This is a genomic window from Roseomonas rosulenta (genome assembly GCF_016106005.1).
Classification (GTDB): Bacteria; Pseudomonadota; Alphaproteobacteria; order Acetobacterales; family Acetobacteraceae; genus Neoroseomonas; species Neoroseomonas rosulenta.
In genome coordinates this window covers 1-23,348 of the sequence record NZ_JACADR010000030.1, presented here as the reverse complement: position 1 = coordinate 23,348, position 23,348 = coordinate 1, and the positions used below count along the sequence as shown (strand labels likewise).

General features: G+C 69.8%; 18 protein-coding genes and 2 pseudogenes. 14 read left to right on the top strand and 6 right to left on the bottom strand.

Translation table 11 applies throughout. The features are described 5' to 3' along the window. Position 1 precedes the first annotated feature (1 nt). From HW578_RS06485 to HW578_RS06475, 3 genes are read right to left on the bottom strand one after another with little or no spacing between them, the layout of a single operon-like run. Complete coding sequence (locus tag HW578_RS06485) at positions 2-1,042, bottom strand: ABC transporter substrate-binding protein (RefSeq protein ID WP_198369730.1); 1,041 nt, start codon at positions 1,040-1,042, stop codon at positions 2-4. Between the two features lie 20 nt (positions 1,043-1,062). Next, a complete protein-coding gene (locus tag HW578_RS06480; protein WP_198369729.1) occupies positions 1,063-1,857 on the bottom strand; it encodes an ABC transporter permease in 795 nt (264 codons plus the stop codon). After that, positions 1,854-2,732, bottom strand: coding sequence for an amidohydrolase family protein (locus tag HW578_RS06475; protein ID WP_198369728.1), 879 nt, complete (start codon positions 2,730-2,732; stop codon positions 1,854-1,856). Before HW578_RS06475 ends, HW578_RS06480 begins: the two co-directional genes overlap by 4 nt. 157 nt (positions 2,733-2,889) lie before the next feature. Here HW578_RS06475 and HW578_RS06470 point away from each other — a divergent pair, with 157 nt between their 5' ends. From HW578_RS06470 to HW578_RS06455, 4 genes are read left to right on the top strand one after another with little or no spacing between them, the layout of a single operon-like run. Further along, positions 2,890-3,666, top strand: a complete 777-nt coding sequence (locus HW578_RS06470) for an SDR family NAD(P)-dependent oxidoreductase (RefSeq protein ID WP_369407835.1) — start codon at positions 2,890-2,892, stop codon at positions 3,664-3,666. Beyond that, the gene (locus HW578_RS06465; RefSeq protein ID WP_232478725.1) at positions 3,659-4,408 is read left to right on the top strand and encodes an SDR family NAD(P)-dependent oxidoreductase; all 750 of its coding nucleotides are present in this window, start codon (positions 3,659-3,661) and stop codon (positions 4,406-4,408) included. The genes HW578_RS06470 and HW578_RS06465 overlap by 8 nt, the downstream gene beginning before the upstream one ends. A 17-nt stretch (positions 4,409-4,425) precedes the next feature. Continuing rightward, on the top strand, positions 4,426-5,244 hold the full coding sequence (locus HW578_RS06460) for a polysaccharide deacetylase family protein (RefSeq protein WP_198369726.1): 819 nt from the start codon (positions 4,426-4,428) through the stop codon (positions 5,242-5,244). Positions 5,245-5,264: 20 nt separating this feature from the next. Next, the gene (locus HW578_RS06455) at positions 5,265-6,860 is read left to right on the top strand and encodes an ABC transporter substrate-binding protein (RefSeq protein ID WP_198369725.1); all 1,596 of its coding nucleotides are present in this window, start codon (positions 5,265-5,267) and stop codon (positions 6,858-6,860) included. A gap of 98 nt (positions 6,861-6,958) precedes the next feature. Here the strand turns inward: HW578_RS06455 and HW578_RS06450 are convergent. From HW578_RS06450 to HW578_RS06440, 3 genes and pseudogenes are all read right to left on the bottom strand, one after another. Further along, positions 6,959-7,395, bottom strand: a pseudogene (locus HW578_RS06450) (DDE-type integrase/transposase/recombinase); the annotation flags it as partial. Next, positions 7,383-8,249 (bottom strand): Bug family tripartite tricarboxylate transporter substrate binding protein, encoded by an 867-nt coding sequence (locus HW578_RS06445; protein ID WP_198369724.1) that lies wholly within the window; start codon positions 8,247-8,249, stop codon positions 7,383-7,385. The gene HW578_RS06445 and the pseudogene HW578_RS06450, both read right to left, overlap by 13 nt. 59 nt (positions 8,250-8,308) lie before the next feature. Continuing rightward, positions 8,309-9,033, bottom strand: a pseudogene (locus HW578_RS06440) (IS3 family transposase); the annotation flags it as partial. A 95-nt stretch (positions 9,034-9,128) separates the two neighbouring features. On the opposite strand from HW578_RS06440, the gene HW578_RS06435 reads away from it, so the two are divergent. The 10 genes from HW578_RS06435 to HW578_RS06390 are packed head-to-tail and all read left to right on the top strand — an operon-like array spanning position 9,129 to position 22,572. Next, positions 9,129-9,911: an IclR family transcriptional regulator gene (locus HW578_RS06435; RefSeq protein WP_198369723.1), complete on the top strand. Its 783-nt coding sequence runs from the start codon at positions 9,129-9,131 to the stop codon at positions 9,909-9,911. Between the two features lie 17 nt (positions 9,912-9,928). Next, positions 9,929-13,852, top strand: coding sequence for a hydantoinase B/oxoprolinase family protein (locus tag HW578_RS06430; protein ID WP_198369722.1), 3,924 nt, complete (start codon positions 9,929-9,931; stop codon positions 13,850-13,852). Beyond that, positions 13,849-15,441 (top strand): ABC transporter substrate-binding protein, encoded by a 1,593-nt coding sequence (locus HW578_RS06425; protein WP_198369721.1) that lies wholly within the window; start codon positions 13,849-13,851, stop codon positions 15,439-15,441. Before HW578_RS06430 ends, HW578_RS06425 begins: the two co-directional genes overlap by 4 nt. Continuing rightward, entirely contained in the window at positions 15,442-16,449 is a 1,008-nt protein-coding gene (locus tag HW578_RS06420; protein ID WP_198369720.1) for an ABC transporter permease, read from the top strand. Next, positions 16,449-17,339 (top strand): ABC transporter permease, encoded by an 891-nt coding sequence (locus tag HW578_RS06415; protein ID WP_198369719.1) that lies wholly within the window; start codon positions 16,449-16,451, stop codon positions 17,337-17,339. Before HW578_RS06420 ends, HW578_RS06415 begins: the two co-directional genes overlap by 1 nt. After that, positions 17,336-18,322 (top strand): ABC transporter ATP-binding protein, encoded by a 987-nt coding sequence (locus HW578_RS06410; RefSeq protein ID WP_198369718.1) that lies wholly within the window; start codon positions 17,336-17,338, stop codon positions 18,320-18,322. Before HW578_RS06415 ends, HW578_RS06410 begins: the two co-directional genes overlap by 4 nt. After that, the gene (locus HW578_RS06405; protein ID WP_198369717.1) at positions 18,319-19,290 is read left to right on the top strand and encodes an ABC transporter ATP-binding protein; all 972 of its coding nucleotides are present in this window, start codon (positions 18,319-18,321) and stop codon (positions 19,288-19,290) included. The genes HW578_RS06410 and HW578_RS06405 overlap by 4 nt, the downstream gene beginning before the upstream one ends. Further along, on the top strand, positions 19,287-19,946 hold the full coding sequence (locus tag HW578_RS06400; RefSeq protein ID WP_198369716.1) for an AroM family protein: 660 nt from the start codon (positions 19,287-19,289) through the stop codon (positions 19,944-19,946). The genes HW578_RS06405 and HW578_RS06400 overlap by 4 nt, the downstream gene beginning before the upstream one ends. After that, the gene (locus HW578_RS06395) at positions 19,946-21,031 is read left to right on the top strand and encodes a DUF917 domain-containing protein (protein ID WP_198369715.1); all 1,086 of its coding nucleotides are present in this window, start codon (positions 19,946-19,948) and stop codon (positions 21,029-21,031) included. Before HW578_RS06400 ends, HW578_RS06395 begins: the two co-directional genes overlap by 1 nt. Continuing rightward, positions 21,028-22,572 (top strand): hydantoinase/oxoprolinase N-terminal domain-containing protein, encoded by a 1,545-nt coding sequence (locus HW578_RS06390; protein WP_198369714.1) that lies wholly within the window; start codon positions 21,028-21,030, stop codon positions 22,570-22,572. The genes HW578_RS06395 and HW578_RS06390 overlap by 4 nt, the downstream gene beginning before the upstream one ends. Positions 22,573-23,348: the final 776 nt, after the last annotated feature.

The window sequence follows — 23,348 nt, the reverse complement described above, 5'->3', positions numbered from 1 at the left end:
GTCAGGATGCGGGGCGGCCGTGCACCAGGGCGGAAAGCTGCTTCGCCTCCTCGATCCGGTCCACGAACTGGTTGGTATAGAGCTCGCGCGCCGTTGGCTTGCGCTGCAGGTCGCCACCTTCCGCCAGGTATTCCACCGAGGACGCCCATTTCGACTCGTCGAAGCGGCCGAAGCGCTCGGCGAAGTCAGGGCTGCGATACATCTCGTAGATGATGCGCAGCTTGCGCACCTCGAGCGCGTGCACGCGGTCCGGCGCCACCTCGACGACGTAGTTCATCGCCGTGTCCATGTTCGCATGCGTCCAGATGAGCGACTTCATCGTCGCGCGGATGAATCGCTCCGTCAGGTCGCCGCGGCCGGCCTCGCGCTCGTTCGCGACGATGGAGGTGCCGCAGAACTTCACGCCGAAATCCTTGAGCGCCATGACGTTGCAGGGGAAGCCGCGCTCCTCCAGCGTCAGTGGCTGGCCGTAGGAGAAGCCGAAGCCTGCATCCGCCTGGCCGGCGGCAACCATCTGCACCTCAGCGCCGCGGCTCACCGTCAGGAAGGTGATGTCGTTGCGCGTGAGCCCGCCCGATTGCAGCAGCGGGTCGAGCAGCCCCTTCACCTGGCTCTGGAACCAGGTGATCCGCTTGCCGCGTAGATGCTCAGGCCGGGAGATGTTCGTCGTCCTCAGCGCGAAGACGGAAAAAGGCGTGTCCGGCTGGTCAGCCATCACGGCTACCACTGGCAGGCCGGCAGCGCGGGACTTGATGTAGCCGTCCGCATTCGCCACCAGGAACTGCTCGCGCCCTGCGGCGATGAAGACCTCGTTCTGCTGGCCCGCGGCGGCCGGGCGGATCTCGAGGTTGATGCCCTCGGCGCGATAGATGTTCTGGCGCAGCCCTGCATAGTACTGCGCGTGCATGCCCCAGGGCGTGAAGTTCAGCCGCAGGATCGCATCCTGCAGGCGGCCCTGCGCGCGCGCCGGCCGCAGCCCTTCCGGCACCGCGGCGGCCAGGGCGCCCAGCGCCACGAAGGTCCGTCGTCCAATCGTCGCCATGCTTCGTCTCCCTGTTGTTGTCAGGCCTGGGCGCGCGTCGCGCCATCCTCCGCGCGCTGCCAGGACAGCGCGCGTTCCATGGCGCCCATCGCGCCGAAGAAACTCATGCCGATGACGGCGAGCAGGATGATCGCGGCGAAGGACCTCGCGGTGTTGAAGTTGAAGCTGCCCGAGAGAACGAGGTAGCCGATGCCGTCCGTCGCCGCGAGCCACTCGGCGACGATGGCGCCGAGCACCGCCAGCGTCGTCGCGATGCGCAGCCCGGCGAAGATGTAAGGCACCGCATAAGGCAGTCGCAGACGGAAGAAGGTCTGCCGGCTCGTCGCATCGACGCTGGCGAAGACGTCGAGCAGCCCGCGATCAACCTGCTTGAAACCGGCCATGGTGTTGATCACCACGGGGAAGAAGGCGATCGAGGCCACCACCAGGACCTTCGAGCCCGCCCCAGCGCCGACCCACAGCAGGATCAGCGGCGCGATGGCGATCTTCGGCACCGACTGGCTCGCGACGAAGAGCGGCATGATCATGCGCTCGACCAGCGGCCAGCGAATCATCGCCATGCTGGCCGCCAGCGCGAACGACACTGCGGCGGCATAGCCGGCGAGGATACCCCACACGGTCTGCACCGCATGGCCGAAGATCAGGTGCCAGTCCTTCACGAATTCCGCCGCCACGTCGCTCGGTGCCGGCAGCAGGAAGCGCGGGATGTCGAACCCCCGCACGCCGGCCTCCCACAGCACCAGCAGCGCGGCGAGCGTCAGCACCGCCGCCCCAGGTCCGGCGGCCCAGCGGAGGAGCGGTGCCGCCGGGTTCATGTCGCGAGCCCCGCCGCCGCCAGCAGCGCCGCCGGGGCCTGCAGGCTCATGTCGAAGGGGCTGTCCGTGCCGAACAGGATGCGCTCCGGCCCGACCATGCGCGCGAGGAAAGCCAGCGGCTCGGGCTCGAACACCACCGTGTCGTAGAGGAAGCGCCGCGCGGCGAGGGAGGGCCGCTCCGGCGCGCGGCCGTGCTCCGAAGCCTCCCAGGCGCGGTCCATGCGGCCGAGCAGGAAGGGCAGCGCGCCGCCGCCATGCGCCAGCATCAGGCGCAGCGCGGGATGCCGCTGCAGGGTGCCGTCCTCGATCAGCCGCGCCGCGGCGACCGCCGTCTCGAACGGATTGCCGAGCGGATTGCCCAGCCGCCTGTCGTCCAGGCGCGCCCGGTCGCGCACCTGCCAGGGGTGCAGCATCACCAGCCCACCGCCCTCGGCGAGCGCGGCCCAGAGCTCGTCCGGCACTGCCTTGTCGAGGTCAGTGCCGGCGACATGGCTGCCGATCGCGAAGTCGCGGATCCCGTGGCGCTCGGCGCAGCGGCGCAGTTCCGCCAACGCGGCGGCGGGATCGCCGAGCGGCAGCAACGCCATCGCGGACAGTTGCGTCCCCGCGACCAGCCCGGCCAGCCAGTCGTTCAGCATGGCGATCCGTGCCGCCTGCTCCGCAGTGGGAAGTTCGTACAGGTACAGGATCGGCGGCACCGAGACGATGCGCCGCAGGATGCCCTGCGCCTCCATCTGCGTGTGATGGCCGGCGATGTCGAACAGCAGCGGCGGCGGGTCCTTGGGGAAGGGCATGAACCGTCGCGCCATCGCCTCCGCGAGCGCGTCCCGCGGCGCGACGTGTCCATGGTGATCGACAAGGGCGCCCAGCTTCATTTTTCCACCCATGAGCCGATGCTAGCGGTGCGACGACGACCGTCAATCCGCGCCGCGCGCGGTTTGACACCCGCGGGGGGCGTGCATAGCGTTTCGTGGTGATCCGGCGTGCAGATCTTCGACCGCATGCCCAATCCACGCGCTTCGGCGACAGGAGGTGGCTCTGACGACCACCGCAGGTACGGCCCGGTTCGACGGGCGCGTCGGCCTCGTGACAGGCGCGGGGTCGGGTCTCGGTCGCGACGTGGCGCTGCGCCTCGCGCGGGAGGGCGCGAGGCTCGTGCTGCTGGATCGGAACGCCGAGGCGCTGACCGCCATCGCCCAGGACTGCCCGGGCGCCGAGGCCGTTATCGGCGACGTCGCGGTCGCGGCGGACGTAGCCCGCGCGGCCGCCGCGCTCGATCGCCTCGGCCCGGTCCGGCTGCTGGTGACCGCGGCCGGCATCCTGGGCCCCACCGTTCCGTTGCCGGATGTGAGCGAAGCCGAATGGGACCGCCTGTTCGCGGTCAATGTGAAGGGCACTTGGCTGGCCTTGAAGTACGTGGTGCCGCGCATGGAGGCCGCCGGCGGCGGGGCGATCGTCACCTTCGCCTCCGGCGCCGGGCTCGTGGGCAACCCGGTCTTCCCCGCCTATTCCGCCAGCAAGGGTGCTGTGGTGATGATGACGCGCAGCCTGGTGGCGGGCCACACGGCGCAAGGCATCCGCGCCAACATCGTCTGTCCCGGCCCCATCGAGACGCCGATGCTGCGCGACAGCTTCGCCCAGGCCGGGGATGGCGCGGCCGCGCGCGAGGACTACACCCGCGCCCGAAACCCGATGGGCCGCTTCGGCACCCCTGCCGAGGTGGCCGAGACGGTGCTGTTCCTGCTGAGCGACGCCGCGTCCTACGTAAACGGCGTAGCGATGCCGGTGGATGGTGGGCGGCTTGCCTGACCTCGGGGGGCGCGCGGCGATCGTCACCGGCGCCGCGCGCGGCATCGGGGAAGCGGTGGCCGCACGCCTGCTGCGCGACGGTGCTCGCGTTCTGCTCGCGGATCGTGACGAGGGCGTGCTTCATACGGCAGCCCGCCTGGGCGGCGAGGCGCTGGTGGTGGACATCGCCGAGCCAGGCGCGGGGACCAGGCTGGCGCGGGCGGCGCTCGACGCCTTCGGGCGCATCGACATCCTGGTGAACAATGCCGGCATCGGCGGGTCGAAGCCACTGGCGGAATCGGATGACGCGCTGCTCGCGCGCTTCATCGACGTGAATCTGACCGCGGTCCTGCGCGTGACGCGGGACATCCTTGCGCATCTGGCGCGGCCGGGCGGGCGCATCGTCAATGTCAGTTCGGTCTTCGGCATCGCCGGGCATCCCGGTACGACGGCCTATGCGGTCGCCAAGGGCGGCGTTGCGCAGTTCACGCGCCAGCTCGCCGGCGAGGTCGCGCCGGACGGCATCACCGTGAACGCCGTGGCACCCGGCGTGATCGAGACCGCGATGACCGAAGGCCACCTGCGGAACGCCTATTATCGCCGCGCCGTGCTGGACCCGACGCCGCTGCGCCGCGCGGGCCGGCCGGAGGAGGTCGCCGCCGTCGTCGCCTTCCTCGCCTCGGCGGATGCGTCCTACGTCGCGGGCCAGGTGATCGCGGTGGATGGCGGTTGGCTCGCCGCACGACACCCCCCGCGCGAATGACGCAAGGAGAACCGGGCATGGACATGAGCGTGAAGTGGCCGAACGGGGCCCGCATCGCGGTGACGCTGACCTTCGACTTCGATGCGGAGACGCTGTGGCTGTCCCGCGACCCCGGCAACGCGCAGCGCCCGGGCACGCTGAGCCAGGGCACCTACGGCGCGCGGGTGGGCGTGCCGAAGATCCTCGAGACGCTGCGCGACGCCGGCGTGCCCGCCACCTTCTTCATCCCCGGCTGGACGGTCGAGAACCATGCCGACCGCGCGGAGATGGTCCTGAAGGCCGGGCACGAGATCGGCCATCACAGCCACACGCATGCCTGGATCGACCCGGCCTTCCCGGAGCAGGAGGTCGAGGAGATGGAGCGCGGCCTGGCAGCGCTGAAGCGCGTGCTCGGCGTGGTGCCGAAGGGCTATCGATCACCGGCCGGCGAGACGAGCGACAACACCATCCGGCTGCTGGCAAAGCATGGCTTCCACTATGACAGCTCGATGATGGCGGACATCAACCCCTATCGCATCGCCAGCCCGGACGGTGCATCCGTCATCGAACTGCCGTGGCACTGGAGCCTCGACGACGCGCCCTTCCTTCTGTTCTCGATCAAGACGCCGCGGCCGATCTTCACGAACAGCCATATCCGCGAGGTCTGGCAGGACGAGTTCCGCGAGATTCATCGCTGGGGCGGCTACTACAACCTCGTGATGCATCCCCAGTTCAGCGGCCGCCCGAGCCGCATCGCCCTGCTGCGCGAGATGATCGCCTTCATGCGCGGCTTCGAGGGCGTCTGGTTCGCCACCTGCAGCCAGGTCGCCGAGGCCTGGGCATCCACGCAGCCCTGAACCCCGAGAGGAGAAGGCAGATGATGTTCACGCGCCGACAGGGTCTCGCTGCCGCGGGCGTCTCGCTGGTGATGCCGCGGCTCGCCATCGCGCAGGTCCGCGAAAGGCCGTTCCGCTTCGTGGTGAATGTCGGGTTGCAGAACCTCGACCCGATCGCCGGCCCGTCCTTCGTGACGCGCAACTTCGCCTACTTGGTCTTCGATACCTTGGTGTCGATGGACGGCCAGGGGCGTTATCGGCCGCAGATGCTGCAGGGGTGGGAGGTGAGCGCGGACAGGCTCACCTGGACCTTCCGCCTTCGTCCGAGCCTCGCCTTCCACGACGGATCGCCGGTGACGCCGGAGGATGTTGTCGCCTCGCTGCGTCGGTGGGGCGCGCGCGATTCCATCGGCCGGCGGCTGCTGGCGGCCACGGCGGAACTGTCCACGTCCGGCGCGGATAGCTTCGTGCTGAAGCTGTCGCGCCCCTATGGCGGCGTGATCGAGGCGCTGGGCAAGCCATCCGTCCACGTGCCCTTCATCATGCCCGCCCGCATCGCCTCCTCCACGCCGCCGACGCAGCAGGTGCGGGAGATCATGGGCTCGGGCCCCTTCGTCTTCCTGCGCGACGAATGGGTGCCGGGCGAGCGCACCTTCTTCCGCCGCAACGAACGCTACGTGCCGCGCGGCGAGCCGGCCGACGGGCTCGCCGGCGGCAAGGTCGGCAAGGTGGAGCGCGTCGAGATGATCACCATGCCCGACATCGCGCTGCGCGCGACGTCGCTCCAGCAGGGCGAGGTGGACTATCTGGAATACGCGCCGGTCGACAACCTGCCGCGCATGCGGACGAACCGGAACATCGTCATCTCCCAGGCCAGCGGCCAGGCGGAGATGATGTATGCCGTCAGCATCAACCACCAGCAGCCGCCTTTCGACAACGTGCTGGTGCGGCGTGCGCTCCAGCAATGCCTCGACCGGGGGGAGATCCTGGCTGGCGCCGGCTTCGGGGAGGTGGGTCGGCCGGATTGTGCGGCGATGTTCATGTGCGGCACCACCTTCAGCAGCGATCGTGGCAGCGAAGCGATTGCGCAGCCCAGCATCGACCGCGCCAAGGAATTGCTGCGCGAGGCGGGCTACAGCAATGAACGCGTCGTGCTGATGCATCCGGTCGATTCCGCGCTGCTCAATCCCTTCGGCCTGGTGCTGATCGACCGGATGAGGCGCGCCGGGTTCAATCTCGATGTCCAGGCTTCGGACTGGTCCTCGATCGCGCAGCGCTGGGTGCAACGTCAGCCACTCGACCGCGGAGGCTGGTCGGTGGTGCCGGTCGTCTACACCGGCTTCGACATGGCGGATCCGCTGTCGAACCTCGCCGTCGGCTTCAACTGCACCGGAAACCAGCCCTGGGGATACTGCGAGGCGGCGATGACCCCATTGATCGAGCACTTCGAGGCGGAGAGCGATCCGGCGCGACGACGCGAACTGGCGGCGGAACTCAACCGCGTTGCCATCGACCGCGCGACCTTCCCGATTGCCGGGCAATTCCGCGCGCCCGCCGCCTGGCGTGCGGAACTGAGCGGCGTTATCGATTTCGGCTTCCCGATCATCTGGAACATTGAGCGCGCCGGGCGAGGATAGAAGGGCGGCTGTCGAGGTACGCTGCGGCACGTACTCCAAGCCTATTCGGGAAGGACGAATGAACCGCCTCGGGTTTGCCGGAGGCTGTTTGGTTTGGGTCAGGTCGCCACGCGCAGGTTCTCCTGGGCGGCGTGATGGATTGCCTCGGCCTCGGCCGGCGGGATGTTGCCGATGGGCTCCAGCAGCCGTCGCTGGTTGAACCAGTCGACCTATTCGAGAGTGGCGAATTCCGCAGCCTCGAGCGAGCGCCAAGGGCCGCGCCGGTGGATGACCTCCCCCTTGTAGACGCCGTTGATGCTCTCGGCCAAGGCGGTGTTGTAGCTGTCGCCGACGCTGCCGACCGAAGGCTCGATGCCGGCCCGGGCCAGGCGCTCGGTGTGGTGGATGGAGACGTATTGGCTGCCCCTGTCGCTATGATGGACGAGGCCGGCGCGATTTCGCGGGCGCCGCTCGTTCAGGGCCTGTTCCAGCGCATCCCCACGAAGCCTGTGTGCGCGGTCCTCGACACGTGCCATCCGACGATCAGCCGCCCATACCCAAAAGCTTCTGCGCCACGGCCGGGTCCGCGACGATGTCGCACATATGTGCCGCGATCTCGTCGCGCCGCGCACTCGGCATCCCCTTCCAGCCGAACATGCCTGGAAAACCCTCGAGCTCGAGTTCGGGGAAGGCGAGCTCGCGACCTATCGGCACGTCCGGCACCGCGGCTGCCCGCTCGGCATTGGTCACCGCCAGCAGCCGCAGTCGCCTATCACAGGTCAGTGGAAGACTTGGCGTTAGCGGCAGGTACGCGATGTCGAGACGTCCGGCCATGACATCGGGCAACATGGTCGTCAGTGCGCGGTAGCTGACATAGGTGACGTCGATGCCGTTGGCGCGGAAGTAGGCGCTGAGCAACAGATAGGCACCGGGCGCCGTGGCCCAGGTGACTTGTCGGGGCATGGCCTTCGCTCGCAACAGGAAGTCGGGAAGCCTGGTTGCCGGCGCGTCCGGCAGAACGACGAAGCCCACGAAATCGGTCACCGGCGCCGTGATCGGGATGAGTTCAGTCAGCGTATCGTAGGGCAACGGCGCGAACATCAGCGGTGCGGCGGTGTATATCCCGGCAGCCGAGAAAAGCAGCGTCGAGCCTGGCCTGCTCAGGACGAAGGCCTCAGCCGCGACAACGCCATCAGCACCGGGTCGGTTCTCCACGAACCAAGCATCGCCGTAGCGGCGGCCAAGTCCGGTGGCGAGCACACGCGCCACCGCGTCCACGCTACCGCCCGGCGGCGAGGGTGTCAGAATCCTGACCGGGCCGCCCGGCCAGGGTGACTGCGCGGACGCCAGTGCGGGTAAAGTGGCCGTCGCGGCCGCCAGAAGCACGCCACGCTTTGTCGTCCTGCGCATCGTGATCCTCCTCGCCCCGCCATGTGATGTTGACCTGCCCCAGCTTGGGGATCGACGGGTTATGAGAGGGTTGGCCGATCTTCTGGCCTGGCCGTCTTGCCCTGCCGAAGCGGAGCGTAGGCGGGGCCAGACGGCCACGGCAACACCGCTTCGGGCGCCGGAGGTCGGTAGCCCAGGGAGCTGTGCGGCCTGATCGTGATGTAGTGGCGCCGCCAGCGCTCGATCAGAACCTCCGCCTCCTGCAGCGAATGGAAGATTTCCCGGTCCAGGAGCTCGTCCCGTAGCTTGCCGTTAAGCGCTCGTTGTAGCCATTCTCCCGTGGGCTGCCGGGCTCGATGAACAGCCTCCTCACCCCGACCCGGCCGAGCCAGCCACGCACGACCTTCGCCACGAATTCCGGCCCGTTGTCGGAGCGGATGTGATCCGGCGGTCCGTGTTCAACGAACAGCTCGGTCAGTGCCGGCAGCACGTCATCCGAGGTGAGCCGGCACGCCACCACAATCCCCGGGCATTCGCGCGTGTATTCGTCGATCACCGTCAGCCTGCGAAACCGCCGTCCATCATGCGTGCGGTCCTGCACGAAGTCATAGGCCCAGACATGCCCCGGCCAGCACGGCCGCAGCCGAACGCAGGAGCCGTCATTCAGCCACAGCCGGCCCCGCTTCGGTTGCCGCCGCGGCATTTTTAGCCTCTCGCGCCGCCAGATGCGCTCCGCGCGCTTGGCGTTCACCCGCCAGCCCTCCATCCGCAGCAGCGTCGTGATCCGGCGGTAGCCGCCAAGGCCGGCCAGGAAGGGTCTTGCCACTCAACCGGCCCATGCCTAACGTTCCATACTCCTGCATGCATGTTCCATTTTTCGGAACAAACCAGGATGATCGGATGACGACCCTCGCGAGCGCCGCCGCGGTACTTCGCTGCTTCTCTGCGACGCGCAGCAGCATCACCGTCACCGAGGCGGCGTCGCTGCTCGCGCTCCCGAAGAGCAACACCTCCCGGCTGCTGCGCGCGATGCGCGAGGCCGGGCTGCTCGAGACGATCGGGGAGACCAAGCGCTACCGGCCCGGCGCGCTGCTGCTAGGCCTCGGACAGAGCTTCCGGACCGCATCCTCGCTGGTCAGCCGCGCCGATGCGGTGGTGGCGCGCCTTGTCGGTGCGATCGGGCACACCGGCTATGTCTCGATCCGCGACGGCAATGTGGTTTCGGGCGTCACCTACCATCCGGGCAGCAACGCGCTGCATGTCGCGACACCGGTCGGTCGCCCGCTGCCGGCCCATTCCTGCGCGACCGGGCGATCACTGCTCGCGCGCATGACGGACGACCAGGTGCGCGCGCTGTTCGCCGAGCCCTGGACGCCGGTCTCACGAACCGCACCGCAGGACATCGCGGAACTGCTCGACCGGCTGCGGAAGGTCCGCGCGCTCGGCTACGCGGAATCGCATGACGAGGCCAATCGCGGCGTCGGCGCCATCGCCTGCGCCGTCGGCGCACCGGAGACCGGCGAGACCGTCAGCCTCTGCATAGCCTACCCGATCGCCACCGTCACGGCGGCCGAGCGGAAGGACATCATCGGCCGGCTGCTGGCCGGGGCGCGGGACGTCGGCGCCCTGGTAGGCGACCCGGTCTGGGCCGGCCAGGCCAACACCCTGGCGCCCGCCGCGTGACGAGGAAGGATCCGATCGTGCCCGACACCACGCCCCGACTGGCCGGCCGCTGGCGGCTCGGCTTCGACATCGGCGGCACCTTCACCGACTTCGTTCTGCTCGACGCCGCGACGGGCGGCATCACCCTGCATAAGTGTCTGACCACGCCGCAAGACCCGGCCGAGGGCGCGCTGGAGGGCATCCGCGCCATCACAGCCCAGGCCGGCATCGCGGCCGGCGAGCTGTCCGAGGTCGTGCACGGAACCACCCTCGTCACCAATGCGCTGATCGAGCGGCGCGGCGCGACGACAGGGCTGCTCACGACGCGCGGCTTCCGCGACGTGCTCGAACTCGGCAACGAGCAGCGCTACGACATCTACGACCTGTTCCTGCGCTTTCCCGACCCGATCGTGCCGCGCCGTCGGCGCATCGAGATCACCGAACGCATCGCCCATGACGGCGGCATCGTCGCGCCGCTGGATGCGCAGGCGGTGCGCGCCGCCGGTGCGCGCCTGGTCGCCGAAGGCTGCACCGCCATCGCGATATGCTTCCTCCACGCCTACGCCAACCAGGCGCATGAGAAGGCCGCCGCCGCCGTGCTGCGCGCCGCATTCCCCGGCGTGTCCGTCAGCCTGTCGAGCGAGGTGGCGCCCGAGATCCGCGAATACGAGCGCAGCGTCACCACCTGTGCGAATGCCTTCGTGCAGCCGCTGATGGACCGCTACCTGGGGCGGCTGCTGCGCGAACTGGATGCGCTCGGCTTCGCGGGCACCCTGCGGCTGATGCAGTCCGATGGCGGGCTCTGCGCGCCCGAGGTGGCGCGCGCCTTCCCGATCCGGCTGCTGGAATCCGGCCCGGCGGGCGGCGCGCTTGCCACCGTGCTGTTCGCGCGCGCGGCAGGGCTGCCGGACGCGCTCGCCTTCGACATGGGCGGCACCACCGCCAAGGCCTGCCTGATCGAGAATGGCCGCGCCGAAGTCGCGCCGATGATGGAAGCCGCGCGCGTGCATCGCTTCAAGCGCGGCTCCGGCCTGCCGATCCGCTCGCCCGTGGTGGACATGATCGAGATCGGCGCCGGCGGCGGATCGATCGCGGGCGTGGATGAGACCGGGCTGATCAAAGTCGGCCCGCATTCCGCGGGCGCCGATCCTGGCCCCGCCTGCTACGGCCGCGGCGGGGCGCAGGCGACGGTCACCGACGCTAACCTGCTGCTCGGCTACTACGATCCGGGCTTCTTCCTGGGCGGCGCCATGTCGCTCGACCTCCAGGCCAGCGAGGCCGCGATGGCGCGGCTCGGCGAACGCCTCGGCCTGTCGGGCATTGAGGCAGCCTGGGGCGTGCATGCCGTGGTCTGCGAGGCGATGGCGGGTGCAGCGCGCGTCCACCTGGTCGAGAAGGGCCGCGACCCGCGCCGCTACGCCATGGTCGCCTTCGGCGGTGCCGGGCCGGCGCATGCGGCGGATGTCGCGCGCATCCTCGGCATCACGCAGGTTCTCGTGCCGCCGGCCTCGGGCGCGGCGTCGGCGCTGGGGTTCCTTGCCGCGCCGCTCGCCTTCGAGCAGTCACGCAGCCTGATCGCGCCGCTGGGCGCCGGTGCCGACTGGGTGGCGGTGAATGCGGCGCTCGCCGGACTGGAAGCGGAAGCCCGCGGCCGCCTGCGCGGGGCCGGCGTCGCGGAGGCAGCGATGCGCGTGGAACGCTCAGCCGAGATGCGTCTGGTCGGCCAGTTGCACCAGATCGCGGTGCCGCTGCCGGACGGTCCGCTCGACGCCGCGCGCCTGACCAATATCCGCGCCGCCTTCGTCGAGACGTACCAGCGCCTCTACACCCGCGTCGTCGAGGGCGCGGAGATCGAGCTGCTCTCGCTGCGCGTCCGCGTGCTGGGGCCGGAGCCACAGATCACCGTCTCGGGCGCCGTCGCCGGCAGCGCGCAGGACGGCGCGGCGCTGAAGGGCAGCCGCACGGCCTGGTTCGAGGGCGCCTTCCGCGATGCGCCGGTCTACGACCGCTACCGCCTCAAGCCGGGCGACCGAATCGCGGGCCCTGCCATCGTCGAGGAACGCGAGGCGACGACCATCATCGGGCCCGGCGATACGATGGAGATCGACGCGGTTCTCAACCTCCGCATCACGGTAGCCGCATCCGTGAAGGCCGAGGCGCTGGTGACCCCCGGCATGGCGCTGGAGGAAGCCAAGGCGCGCATCGAGGCCGACCCGATCGGGCTCGAGATCATGTGGTCGCGCCTGATCTCGATCGTCGAGGAGATGTGGCAGACCGTCTGCCGCACCGCCTATTCGCTGATCATCGCCGAGGCGCAGGACTTCGCGAACGAGATCCTCGACCCGCAGGGCAATCCGCTGGCGCATTCGCCGCGCGCCATGCCGCTGTTCAACCTGACGCTGACCCGCTGCGTGAAGGCGCTGCTCGATCACTTCCCCGCCGAGACGCTGCAGCCGGGCGACGTGCTGGTGACGAACGATCCGTGGCTCTGCGCCGGGCATCTGTTCGACATCGCCCTGGTCACGCCGGTGTTCCACCAGGGCCGCGTCGTCGCGCTGATGGGCACGGTTGGGCACGTGAGCGACATCGGCGGCGTGAAGGATCCGCTCGCCGCGCGGGAGATCTACGACGAAGGCCTGCAGATCCCGCCCATGAAGCTCTATGAGGCAGGGCGGCCCGATCGCTCCCTATTCCGCCTCATGGCGCAGAACATCCGCAACAGCGACCAGGTGCTGGGCGACGTCGAATCCATGGTCACGGCCAATGCGCTCGGTGCGCAGCGGCTCGTGGCCTTCATGGAGGAATACGGGCTGCAGGACCTCGCCGCGCTGGCCGCGGTCGTGCAGGGCCGCAGCGAGGCCGCGACGCGCGCGGCCATCCGCGCCGTGCCCGACGGCGTCTATGAGAGCGAGATCGAGAACCGCCCGCTCGGCGAGGTGCTGCGCTACCGCGTGCGCGTCCACAAGCAGGGCGACCGCATCCATGTGGAACATGTGGACGCCCCACCCACCCTGCCGCGTGGCGGGCTGAACTGCACCATGAATGTGACTGCGGCGCATTCCTCCTACCCGCTGAAATGCATGCTGACGCCGAATGTGCGTGGCAATGCCGGCTGCTACGCGCCGATCAGCGTGGTCGCGCCCGAAGGCTCGGCGCTGAACTGCAAGCCGCCGGCCGCGGTCGCCTATCGCACGCGGCTATCCTGGTTCCTCGGGCCGAACCTGTATCGCGCCATGGCGCCGGCCATCCCGGATAAGGTCCAGGCCTTCACGGGCCTGCCGAAATCCTACGGCTTCTACGGACGCAACCATCAGGGCCGCGTCGCCTCCGACCACTTCTTCATGGGCGGCGGGCAGGGTGCTTCCTCGAAGGCGGACGGGAAGTCTGGGCTGCTGTTCCCGACCTCGGCGGCGAACACGCCGGTCGAGCTGCTGGAAAGCCGCATGCCCGTGCTGGTGCTGGAGAAAGGCCTTGTTGCCGATACCGCCGGTCCGGGCCGGCAGCGCGGCGGCCTTGGCCAGCGCATGCGCGCGCGGCGCCTGGTCGGCGGCACGGACCCGATCATGGTCGGCCTCTACCCCGAAGGCTGGGGGCTGAAGCCCGAGGGCCTCTTCGGCGGCCGCCCGGGCGCGCCGGGGCGTGGCCTTGTGAAGGGGCCGGACGACGCCGACCCGCGCGACGTCGGCACCGGCGAGATGGTCACGCTGCTCGACGCCCACACGGAGATCGAGGGCCGGATCGCCGGCGGCTCCGGCTTCGGCGATCCGTGGGACCGCCCGATCGAAGCGGTACAGGCCGACCTCGACGACGATTACATCACGCCCGAGGGCGCCGTTCGCGACTATGGTGTCGTGCTCGGGCCGGACGGGCGCATCGATCCCGTCGCCACCGCGCGGCGACGGGCGGAACGCGGAACAGGCGCGGACAGGGACATGGCGGCAACGACCGGGGGTTCAGCATGACACAAGACATTTCCCGCCGCGGGCTGATGGCTGGCGCGGCATTGCTCACCGCCGGCATGCCCGGCATCGGCATGGCCTTCGAGCGCGACGGCAACCGCAAGGTGCTGGTGTTCTCGGGCAACCAGCAGGTGCCAGTGCTCGACCCGCATGTGCGCTACGACTGGTCCACGCGCATGATCCAGCAGTCCGTCTACGACGCGCTGCTGAAGTATGACGGCGATCCGCCGCGGATCGTGCCCTGGCTCGCCGAACGCTACGAGGTCTCGCCCGACGGCCTGACCTACACCTTCCACCTCGTTGGCAATGCGAAGTTCCACAACGGCGACCCGGTGGATGCCGAGGCGGTGCGCTTCTCCTTCGAGCGCGGCCTGAAGCTGAACGCGGGCATCGCGTGGATGCTCAAGGACTTCCTGAAGCCGGAGAACATCGTCGCGGTCGATGCGCGCACGGTCCGCTTCACGCTGGACCGGCCCTTCGCGCCGTTCATCTCCTACGTGCCGTGGTGGTACGTCGTGAATCCGCGCCAGGTGATGGCGAACCAGGAGAACGGCGATCTCGGCCGCAAGTGGCTGACCGAGAACGCCGCCGGCTCCGGCCCCTACCGCCTGCGACGCTTCGACGCCAACACGCTGATGCACCTCGATGCCGTGCCCGACTACTGGAAGGGCTGGCCGATGGCCGATGGCGACCGGCCGTCCGGCATCATCTACCGCATCATCCGCGAGGCCGCGCCGCGTAAGGCAGCGCTGCAGCGGCGCGAGGCCGACATCATCACCAACCTCACCCCCGACGACATCGAGCAACTGTCGCGCGTGCCGGGGGTCGTGGTGGAGAACCACAAGGGCTCGACCACCTTCGGGATCAAGTTCAACTGCCAGCAGGGCCCGACCGCGGACATCAACCTGCGCAAGGCGATCGCCTACGCCTTCGACTATGATTCGCTCCTCGCCATCCACAACGGCGCCGCCGTGCTGATGACGAGCCCCTTCCCGGCCTCGATGGCCGGCCACATCGACGTGCCCGGCATTCCGCGCAAGGATCTCGACAAGGCGCGCGACTTCCTGCGTCGGTCGCGCTTCCCCAATGGCGGGATCGAGCTGGAATACGTCCACGTCCAGGGGCTCGAGGATGCGCGGCGCATCGGCCTCGCGCTGCTCGACAGCCTGCGCGCGCTCGACATCCGGGTGAACATCGTCGGCCAGCCGTGGCCCACCATGACGAGCCGCGGCTCGAAGCCTGAGACGTCGCCGAACATGATGTCGGTCTACGTGACGCCGGTGGGCACCGATCCCGACACGGTCGCCTACCAGTATCACCGCGCGTCCTGGGGCCTGTACTACGGCACCGCGCATTACGAGAATGCCGAGGTGTCGCGCTGGATCGACGAGGCGCGCGGCGAGACCGACAACGCCAAGCGCATGGCGCTCTATGCCCGGATCCAGGCGCAGATCGTCGCCGACCAGCCGGAGCTTTTCGGCATGGTGGCGAACCGCATCTGGGCGCGGCGCGACTACGTCCAGGGCTTCACCTTCAGCCCCGTGCGCTTCACCGGGGAGATCGATCTCTACCCGCTCTGGGCCCGCGGATAGGTGCTGGGCTACCTCCTCCGGCGCATCGGCCTTGCGGGGCTGATGCTGTTCGGCCTGGTCTGTCTGACCTTCGTGATCTCCAACGTCGCGCCGTCGGATCCGGCGGCGCTGGCGGCGGGGCCGGATGCCGGGCGGTCGCAGATCGAGCAGGCACGCCGGGACTACGGCCTCGACAAGCCGCTGCCGGAACAGTTCCTGCGCTACCTCACGGATCTCGCGCACGGGGATTTCGGCCGCTCGATCGCCACGGGGCGCCCGGTCGGCACGGACCTCGCACGCTATTTCCCGGCGACGCTGGAACTCGTGATCCTGGCGATGGCGCTCGGGGTGCTGCTCGGCGTGCCGCTTGGCGTGCTCTCGGCACTGCGGAAGGACGGGCCGGCGGATCACGCGACGCGCATCTTCGCCGTCTCCGGAATCGCGCTGCCGCCTTTCTGGTTCGGGCTGTTGCTGCAACTGGCCTTCGCCACCTGGCTCGGCCTGCTGCCCACCAGCGGGCGCCTATCGGTATTCACCGAGCCGCCGGACCCGATCACCGGGCTGCTGCTGGTCGACTCGCTGCTCCACGGCAATACGGCGCTGTTCCGGGAGGCGCTGTCCCACATCATCCTGCCGGCGATCGTGCTCTCGCTGCCCTGCCTCGCCTCCATCCTGCGCGTGAACCGCTCCGAGATGGTGGAGGCGCTGCGCATGGACTACGTCACGGCCGCGCGTGCGCATGGCGTGACACCCTGGCGGATCGTCATGGTGCATGCGCTGAAGAACGCGATGCTGCCGACGCTCGCGATGATAGGCCTGCGCTGGGGCTGGATGATGTCCAGCACCGTGCTGGTCGAGACGGTCTTCGACTGGCCGGGCATCGGCCTCTACGCCGTCTCCTCCGCCATCGCGGGTGACTTCAAGCCGGTGTTGGGCGTGACGCTGATCGTCGGGCTGAACTTCATGATCGCGAACCTGGTCGTCGACCTCCTCTACGGAGTGCTCGACCCGCGCCTGCGCAGGGCCTGATGTCCGCCGCCGCCGAGGAAACCGTCGCCGCCCCACCGCGCCGCCGCCTGCGGCTCGCGCTCTGGCTGCTCGGGCGGTCATTCTCCTCCATGCTCGGGCTGTTCCTCGTCACGGTGATCGTGCTGCTGGCGCTGATCGGGCCCTGGATCGTGCCCTATCCCGACCATGTCGCCGGCGCGGTGAACCTCGCGAACAAACTGCAGCCGCCTTCGGCCGCGCATTGGCTCGGCACGGACGAGGTCGGCAACGACATCCTAACCCGGGTCATCATCGGGGCGCGCATCTCGCTGCTCGTGGGCATCGGCATCACCTTCGCCGCCGCCGCCATCGGCGTGCCGCTCGGCATCCTCGCCGGCCTCGCGGGCGGCAGGCTGCGTGAGGCGATCATGCGCTTCACGGATCTGTTCCTGTCGGTACCCGGCCTGGTGCTCGCAATCGCCCTCGTCGCGGCCCTCGGGCCCGGCATCGTCAACGCCATGATCGCGCTGATCCTGGTATGGTGGCCCGGTTATGTCCGGCTCGCGGAATCCAAGGCGCTGTCGATCCGCGAGGAACCCTTCATCGAGGCCGCGCGCGTCGCCGGCGCATCGCGCGCACGCATCCTGCGCCGCCACGTCCTGCCCAACAGCCTCTCACCCCTCATCGTGAAGATGAGCATGGACATCGGCCAGGCGATCCTCGCCGTCGCCTCGCTCGGCTTCATCGGCCTCGGTGCCAAGCCGCCGACGCCGGAATGGGGGGCGATGATCTCCATCGCGCGCGGCTACCTGCCCGACTGGTGGTGGTATGCGATGGCACCGGGCGTCTTCATCTACCTCGCCGTCCTTGGGTTCAACCTGCTCGGCGACGGTCTGCGCGACATTCTCGACCCGCGGAGCAACCGCGGATGACCGCGCTGCTCGAGATCGCGGACTACCGGCTCGCCTTCGACACCTTCGACGGCACCGCGCAGGTGCTGGACGGCATCGACCTGGCGCTCGAGGCCGGCGGGACCCTCGGCATCGTGGGGGAGACGGGCTGCGGCAAGTCGGTGCTCGCGCGCAGCCTGATGGCGCTGAACCCGATGCCGCCGGCCCGCGTCGTCTCGGGCCAGATCCGCTTCCGGGGCAGCGATATGCTGGCCATGTCGGAACGCGAGATGCGCCGCCTGCGCGGCCGCGCCATCTCCATGGTGTTCCAGGACCCGGCCTCCTACCTCAATCCGCTTCTCGCCATCGGCACGCAGATGGAGGACGCGATCCGCGGCCAGGATGCCGCCGTGGGCGATCGTCAGCGCCCTCGCGCCGCTGCCCGCGCGCGCGCCGCGGAACTGCTTGCCGCGGTGGGCCTGCCCGAGCCCGCACGTCTGCTCGACAGCCATCCCCACCAGCTCTCGGGCGGCATGCGCCAGCGCGTGCTGATCGCCATGGCGCTCGCGGGCGACCCGGTGCTGCTGGTGGCGGACGAGCCGACCACCGCGCTCGACGTCACGGTGCAGGCGCAGGTGCTGGCGCTGATCGCGCGCCTCGTCGCCGACCGCGGGCTCGCGCTGATGCTCATCACGCACGATCTCGGCGTCGTCGCGGCTGCCTGCGCCCGCGTCGCGGTGATGTATGCCGGCACAGTCGTGGAGGAAGCGCCGACCGCCGACCTCCTCTCACGCCCCCTGCATCCCTATGCGCGCGGCCTGATCGCGGCGGTGCCAGACCTGGACCACCCGGAACGCCGGCCGCAGGGCATCGCCGGCAGCATCCCGAGCCTCATCACGCCGCCGCAAGGCTGTCGATTCCATCCGCGCTGCCCGATCGCGACCGAGCGCTGCCGCAGCGAGAAGCCTCTGCGCCGCGAGATCCTCCCCGGTCGCAGCATCGCCTGCCACCACGCTGCGCCATGACGCAGCCGCTGCTCCGCGCCGAGGGCCTGTCCAAGACCTACGAGGGCAAGCGCGGCCTGTTCCGTGCCGCGCGCTCCGTGCAGGCGGTGGCCGAGCTCGACCTCGCGCTCAACCGTGGCGCCGCCCTCGGCATCGTGGGGGAGAGCGGCTGCGGCAAGTCGACCCTGGCCCGGCTGCTGCTGCGCCTCATTCCGCTCAGCGCCGGGCGCATCACCTTCGACGGGCAGGACATCACGGGGCTGGACGAAGCCGCGATGCGCCCGCTGCGGCGACGGATGCAGCTCATTCACCAGAACCCCTCGGCCGCGCTCGATCCCCGCCTGACTGCCGAGGATGCGGTGGCCGAACCGATCCGCATCCAGGGCCTCGCCGCGGGCCGCGCGCTGCGCGACCGGGTGGCCGCCCTGCTGTCCGAGGTCGGCCTGCCGCCCGCCTTCCTGCATCGATTTCCGCACGAGCTCTCGGGCGGGCAGAAGCAACGCGTCTGCATCGCGCGCGCGCTCGCGCTGGAACCGGACCTGCTGGTGTTGGACGAGCCGACCTCGGCGCTCGACGTCTCAGTGCAGGCGCAGATACTGGATGTGCTGGACGGGCTGCGCGCGCGGCGCGGCCTCGCCTACCTCTTCATCAGCCACAACCTCGCCGTGGTGCGCCAGGTCTGCGAGCGCGTCGCCGTCATGTATCTCGGGCGCATCGTCGAGGAAGGCACGGCCGCGGAGGTGCTCGGCGCGCCGCGCCATCCCTATACGCGGGCGCTGCTCGGCTCGGTGCCGCGGCTCGAAGCCCACCGGATCGCCCCCGCCGCGCCAGGCGAACCGCCCAACCCGGCCTCACCACCGCCTGGCTGCGCCTTCCACCCGCGCTGCCCGATCGCCGTCCCCGCCTGCCGCGAGGCCATGCCGCCGCTCGGCACGCTCGCGGACGGCCATCGCCTTCGGTGCCCCCGTGCCATGGAGGTCTCGCCATGACCCCGCTGCCCGTCTTCGTCATCGGCCAGGCGCCGCGCCCCGACCTCGCCGCCGAGATCGCCGCCGCCGCACCGGGCCTGACCATCGCGATGCGCGGCGCGCTGGACGGCATGACGCGGGCCGATATCGCTGCGATCAAGCCGCGCGACGGCGCCGACACGCTCTTCACCATGCTGCCGTCCGGGGAAGGCGTCTCGATCTCCAAGGAAGCGGTGACGCAGCGCATGCGCACGCTGCTGGAAACCACGCCCGGCCCGGTGCTGCTCGCCTGCACCGGTACCTTCAAGGGCCTGCCGGAACGGCCTGGTCTGGTCCAGCCCTCCGCCATGCTGAACGGGCTTGCAGAGGCGCTGCTGCCGCGCGGCCGGCTCGGCCTCTTCGTGCCTCTGCCCGAACAGGCGGCGACGCTCGGCGCCTCCCGCGCACGGGAGGGTCTGGCGCTGTCTGTCGTCGCGCTCCGCCCGCATTCGGATGACACCGCACGCGCGGCGGCAATGGCTGAAATGGCGGCGCAGCAACCGGACCTCGTGCTGCTCGACTGCATTTCCTACACGCGGCAGGACAAGGCGGCCGCCGTCGCGGCGCTGGCCTGTCCCGTCCTCCTCTCCGTCGCGGTGGCGGCACGCGCCGCCGCCTCGCTTCTGCCGGAGCCCTGATGCGCGAGATCACCCTGGACGAGATCGAAGCCCTGGCCGTCGGCGCCTGGGTGTTGGGCACAGGGGGCGGCGGGTCGCCCTATCTCGGCCTGCTGAACATGCGGCGCCTCTATGCCCAGGGGAAGCGCGTGTCGCTGATGGACCCCGACGAGCTCGCCGATGACGACATGGTCGCCGTCGTCTCCAACATGGGTGCGCCGCTGGTCGGGCAGGAACGCCTGGTCGACAGCGCGAACATCGCCCGCGCCGTGACGCTGATGGAGGAGTACCTCGGCAAGCCCTTCCGCGCGATCATGTCGGTCGAGATCGGCGGCAACAACGGCGTTCAGCCCTTCCTCGCCGCCGCGGAGCTCGACAGGCCCGTCGTCGACGCCGACGCCATGGGCCGTGCCTATCCGGAAGCGCAGATGACCTCCTTCGCCGTCGGCGACCTGCGGCCCTGGCCGCTCTCCCTGGTCGATCCGCGCGGCATCGAGGGAATCGTCGCCAAGGTGCCGTCGTGGAAGTGGATGGAGCGCCTGTCGCGCAAGATGTGTGTCGAGGTCGGCTCCATCGCTGCCACCTGCAAGGCGCCGCGCACCGGCGTCGAGGTGAAGCGCTGGGGCATCCTGCGCACCACCACCCAGGCCATCGCACTCGGCCAGGCGATCCGCCTGGCGCAGAAGGAGCATCGCGACCCGGTGCAGGCGATCCTGGAGTCCGAGAAGGGTCTCCTGCTCTTCCGCGGCAAGGTCGCCGACATCGCGCGCCGCACGACGGAAGGCTTCCTGCGCGGCACGGCGAGGCTCGACGGCCTCGACGACTGGCGCGGCCAGGGTTTCGAGCTTGCGTTCCAGAACGAATGGGCGGTCGGCTGGCAGGATGGCGTTCCGCGCGTGATGACGCCGGACCTGATCTGCGTGCTCGACACCGTGAGCGGCGAGGCGATCGGCACCGAGACCCTGCGCTACGGCCAGCGCGTCACCGTCGTCGCACTGCCCGCGCCGCCGGTTTTCCTCTCGCCGCGGGGCCTCGACTTCGTGGGGCCCCGCGCCTTTGGCTACGACCTCGACTTCCGCTCCGTCTTCGCGGGAGCCGTGGCATGAGGCGGCGCATCGGCATCGACGTTGGCGGCACGAACACCGATGCCGTGCTGCTGGAGGACGACCGCGTCCTGCACGCGATCAAGACGCCAACCACGGCGGATGTGCTGACCGGCGTGCGGCTCGCGCTGCAGGACGTGGCGCGCGCCATCGGTCCGCAGGGCGTCCAGGCGGTGATGATCGGCACCACGCATTTCGTAAATGCGGTAGTGCAGCGGCGAGATCTCGCTCCCGTAGGGGCACTGCGCATCGGCATGCCGGCATCGCAGTCCCTGCCGCCCTTCTGCGACTGGCCGGGGGACCTCGCGGCGCTGGTGCGCGGGCAGGTGCACATGGTCGAGGGCGGCTTCGACTACGACGGCCGGCCGATCATGCCGCTGGACGAAGCCGCCGTCGCCGCCGCGGCGCGGTCGATGAAGGCCGCGGGCATCTCCTGCGTCGCGGTCAGCGGCATCTTCTCGCCCCTGGATCCCGGCATGGAGGATCGCGCCGAGGCCATCATCCGCGACGTCATGCCAGAGGCCGCGATCACCCTCTCCCACGACCTCGGCCGCATCGGCCTGCTGGAGCGGGAGAACGTCGCACTCCTCAATGCCGGCCTGGCGCCGCTCGCGCGCCACACCGTGCAGGCCTTCGAGGAGGCGCTGCGCCAGGCCGGCATCGCAGCGCCGCTCTACATCACGCAGAACGACGGCACCGTCATCCGTGCGGAACTCGCGGCGCGCTTCCCGGTGCTCTCCTTCGCCTCGGGCCCGACCAACTCCATGCGCGGCGCGGCCTTCCTGACGGGCCTCAAGGATGCGCTGGTGGTCGATGTCGGCGGCACCACCAGCGACATCGGCGCGCTCAAGGCAGGATTCCCGCGCGAGGCCAACGCCGTCGTGCAGGTGGGCGGCGTGCGCACGCTGTTCCGCATGCCGGACCTGCTCTCGATCGGCCTCGGCGGCGGATCGCATGTCGCGCAGGAGGACGGGCGCATCCGCATCGGCCCACGCAGCGTCGGTTTCCGACTGCCGGAACTCGCGCGGATCTTCGGCGGGCCGCAGATGACCACCAGCGATATCGCCGTGCGGGCCGGGCTGCTTTCTCTGGGCGACGCCGCGCGGGTCGCCGACATCGCGCCGGCCTTCGCGCATGCGTCCCTCGCCGAGGCCGCGCGGATGCTCGAGGAATCGGTCGACCGGATGAAGACCGACGCGGCGGAGGTCCCGCTACTGGCCGTCGGCGGCGGCGCCTTCCTGGTCCCGGACCGCCTGCCCGGCGTGTCCGAAGTGCTGCGGCCCACGCATGCCGCCGTCGCCAACGCGGTCGGCGCCGCCATCGCGCAGGTGAGCGGCGAGGCCGACCAGGTCTTCCAGGGCATGACCCGGACCCAGGCGATGACCGAGGCCGAGCGCATCGCGCGCAGCCGCGCCGTGGATGCCGGCGCCGATGGCGCGACGCTCGCCCTGGTGGACATCGAGGACCTGCCCATCGCCTACCTACCTGGCGGCGCGATCAGGGTGCGGGCGCGTGTGGTCGGGGAGATCGCAGCTTCGGGTTGAGCACGCCGAGCGCTGGTGTCCGGCCTCGGCGCCCGTGAGACAGGCCAGGGTTGTCGAGAAGCGGAGGATCTCTGACTCATCGAGACCGGCAACGCGCGCGGATGAGCCGGAAGTGCGCCGCCCCGGCAACTCGCGGTCGTGCCGCCGCAGGACTGCCCGCTGCGAAGTCCACAGACCATGGACATCCCAGGGGCAGGGTCATCTCGCGGCAGGTGAGGCGTATCAGTTCGCCTGGAGCCATGAGTGGTGCTGGTCGGCGGTCATCTTCCCGTCTTATCGAGATCCATGGGGTGATGAGAGGCCCGGCCCCCTTTGACTGTGCACCTGAATCAGGCCCGCCCGGCGGAGCTGTTTCCGGTACACGGTCACGACGAAGATGTCGCGCGTCTCCAGCATCGCGACCTCAGGGGCAGATTGCGTCGCACAGTATCAGTCGAAACCGACAGCAAATGACATGCGGCGGCGCATCCGCCATTCTCGACGGCGTAAGGTTCCGCCGCGCCGAGCGACCCAAGGCTGAGCTGCCCCCGATCAGGGATCCACGAGTTATGAGAGACTTGGCCCGTGTGGTCCTGACCCCAACTTTGGTCCGGGGGCTAGGCAACTTCTCGGGCCTGTTGAGCCTGCTCGGCGAACGCCCGTGGGGTCATGTAGCCGCCGGAGTGAAACTGACCCAGTCGCCGGTTGAAAGCTGACCCAGGCTTAGGGTGCCTCGTCGTTGTGGCGGGGGCCTGGATGGTTGGGGGAGAGCTGGCGTTGGAGATCCGGGTATTGGC

Coding starts and splice junctions, on each gene's coding strand:
- HW578_RS06485 (WP_198369730.1), bottom strand. CDS start 1,042: ATGGCGACGATTGGACGACGGACCTTCGTGGCGCTGGGCGCCCTGGCC.
- HW578_RS06480 (WP_198369729.1), bottom strand. CDS start 1,857: ATGAACCCGGCGGCACCGCTCCTCCGCTGGGCCGCCGGACCTGGGGCG.
- HW578_RS06475 (WP_198369728.1), bottom strand. CDS start 2,732: ATGAAGCTGGGCGCCCTTGTCGATCACCATGGACACGTCGCGCCGCGG.
- HW578_RS06460 (WP_198369726.1), top strand. CDS start 4,426: ATGGACATGAGCGTGAAGTGGCCGAACGGGGCCCGCATCGCGGTGACG.
- HW578_RS06455 (WP_198369725.1), top strand. CDS start 5,265: ATGATGTTCACGCGCCGACAGGGTCTCGCTGCCGCGGGCGTCTCGCTG.
- HW578_RS06445 (WP_198369724.1), bottom strand. CDS start 8,249: ATGCGCAGGACGACAAAGCGTGGCGTGCTTCTGGCGGCCGCGACGGCC.
- HW578_RS06435 (WP_198369723.1), top strand. CDS start 9,129: ATGACGACCCTCGCGAGCGCCGCCGCGGTACTTCGCTGCTTCTCTGCG.
- HW578_RS06425 (WP_198369721.1), top strand. CDS start 13,849: ATGACACAAGACATTTCCCGCCGCGGGCTGATGGCTGGCGCGGCATTG.
- HW578_RS06415 (WP_198369719.1), top strand. CDS start 16,449: ATGTCCGCCGCCGCCGAGGAAACCGTCGCCGCCCCACCGCGCCGCCGC.
- HW578_RS06410 (WP_198369718.1), top strand. CDS start 17,336: ATGACCGCGCTGCTCGAGATCGCGGACTACCGGCTCGCCTTCGACACC.
- HW578_RS06405 (WP_198369717.1), top strand. CDS start 18,319: ATGACGCAGCCGCTGCTCCGCGCCGAGGGCCTGTCCAAGACCTACGAG.
- HW578_RS06400 (WP_198369716.1), top strand. CDS start 19,287: ATGACCCCGCTGCCCGTCTTCGTCATCGGCCAGGCGCCGCGCCCCGAC.
- HW578_RS06395 (WP_198369715.1), top strand. CDS start 19,946: ATGCGCGAGATCACCCTGGACGAGATCGAAGCCCTGGCCGTCGGCGCC.
- HW578_RS06390 (WP_198369714.1), top strand. CDS start 21,028: ATGAGGCGGCGCATCGGCATCGACGTTGGCGGCACGAACACCGATGCC.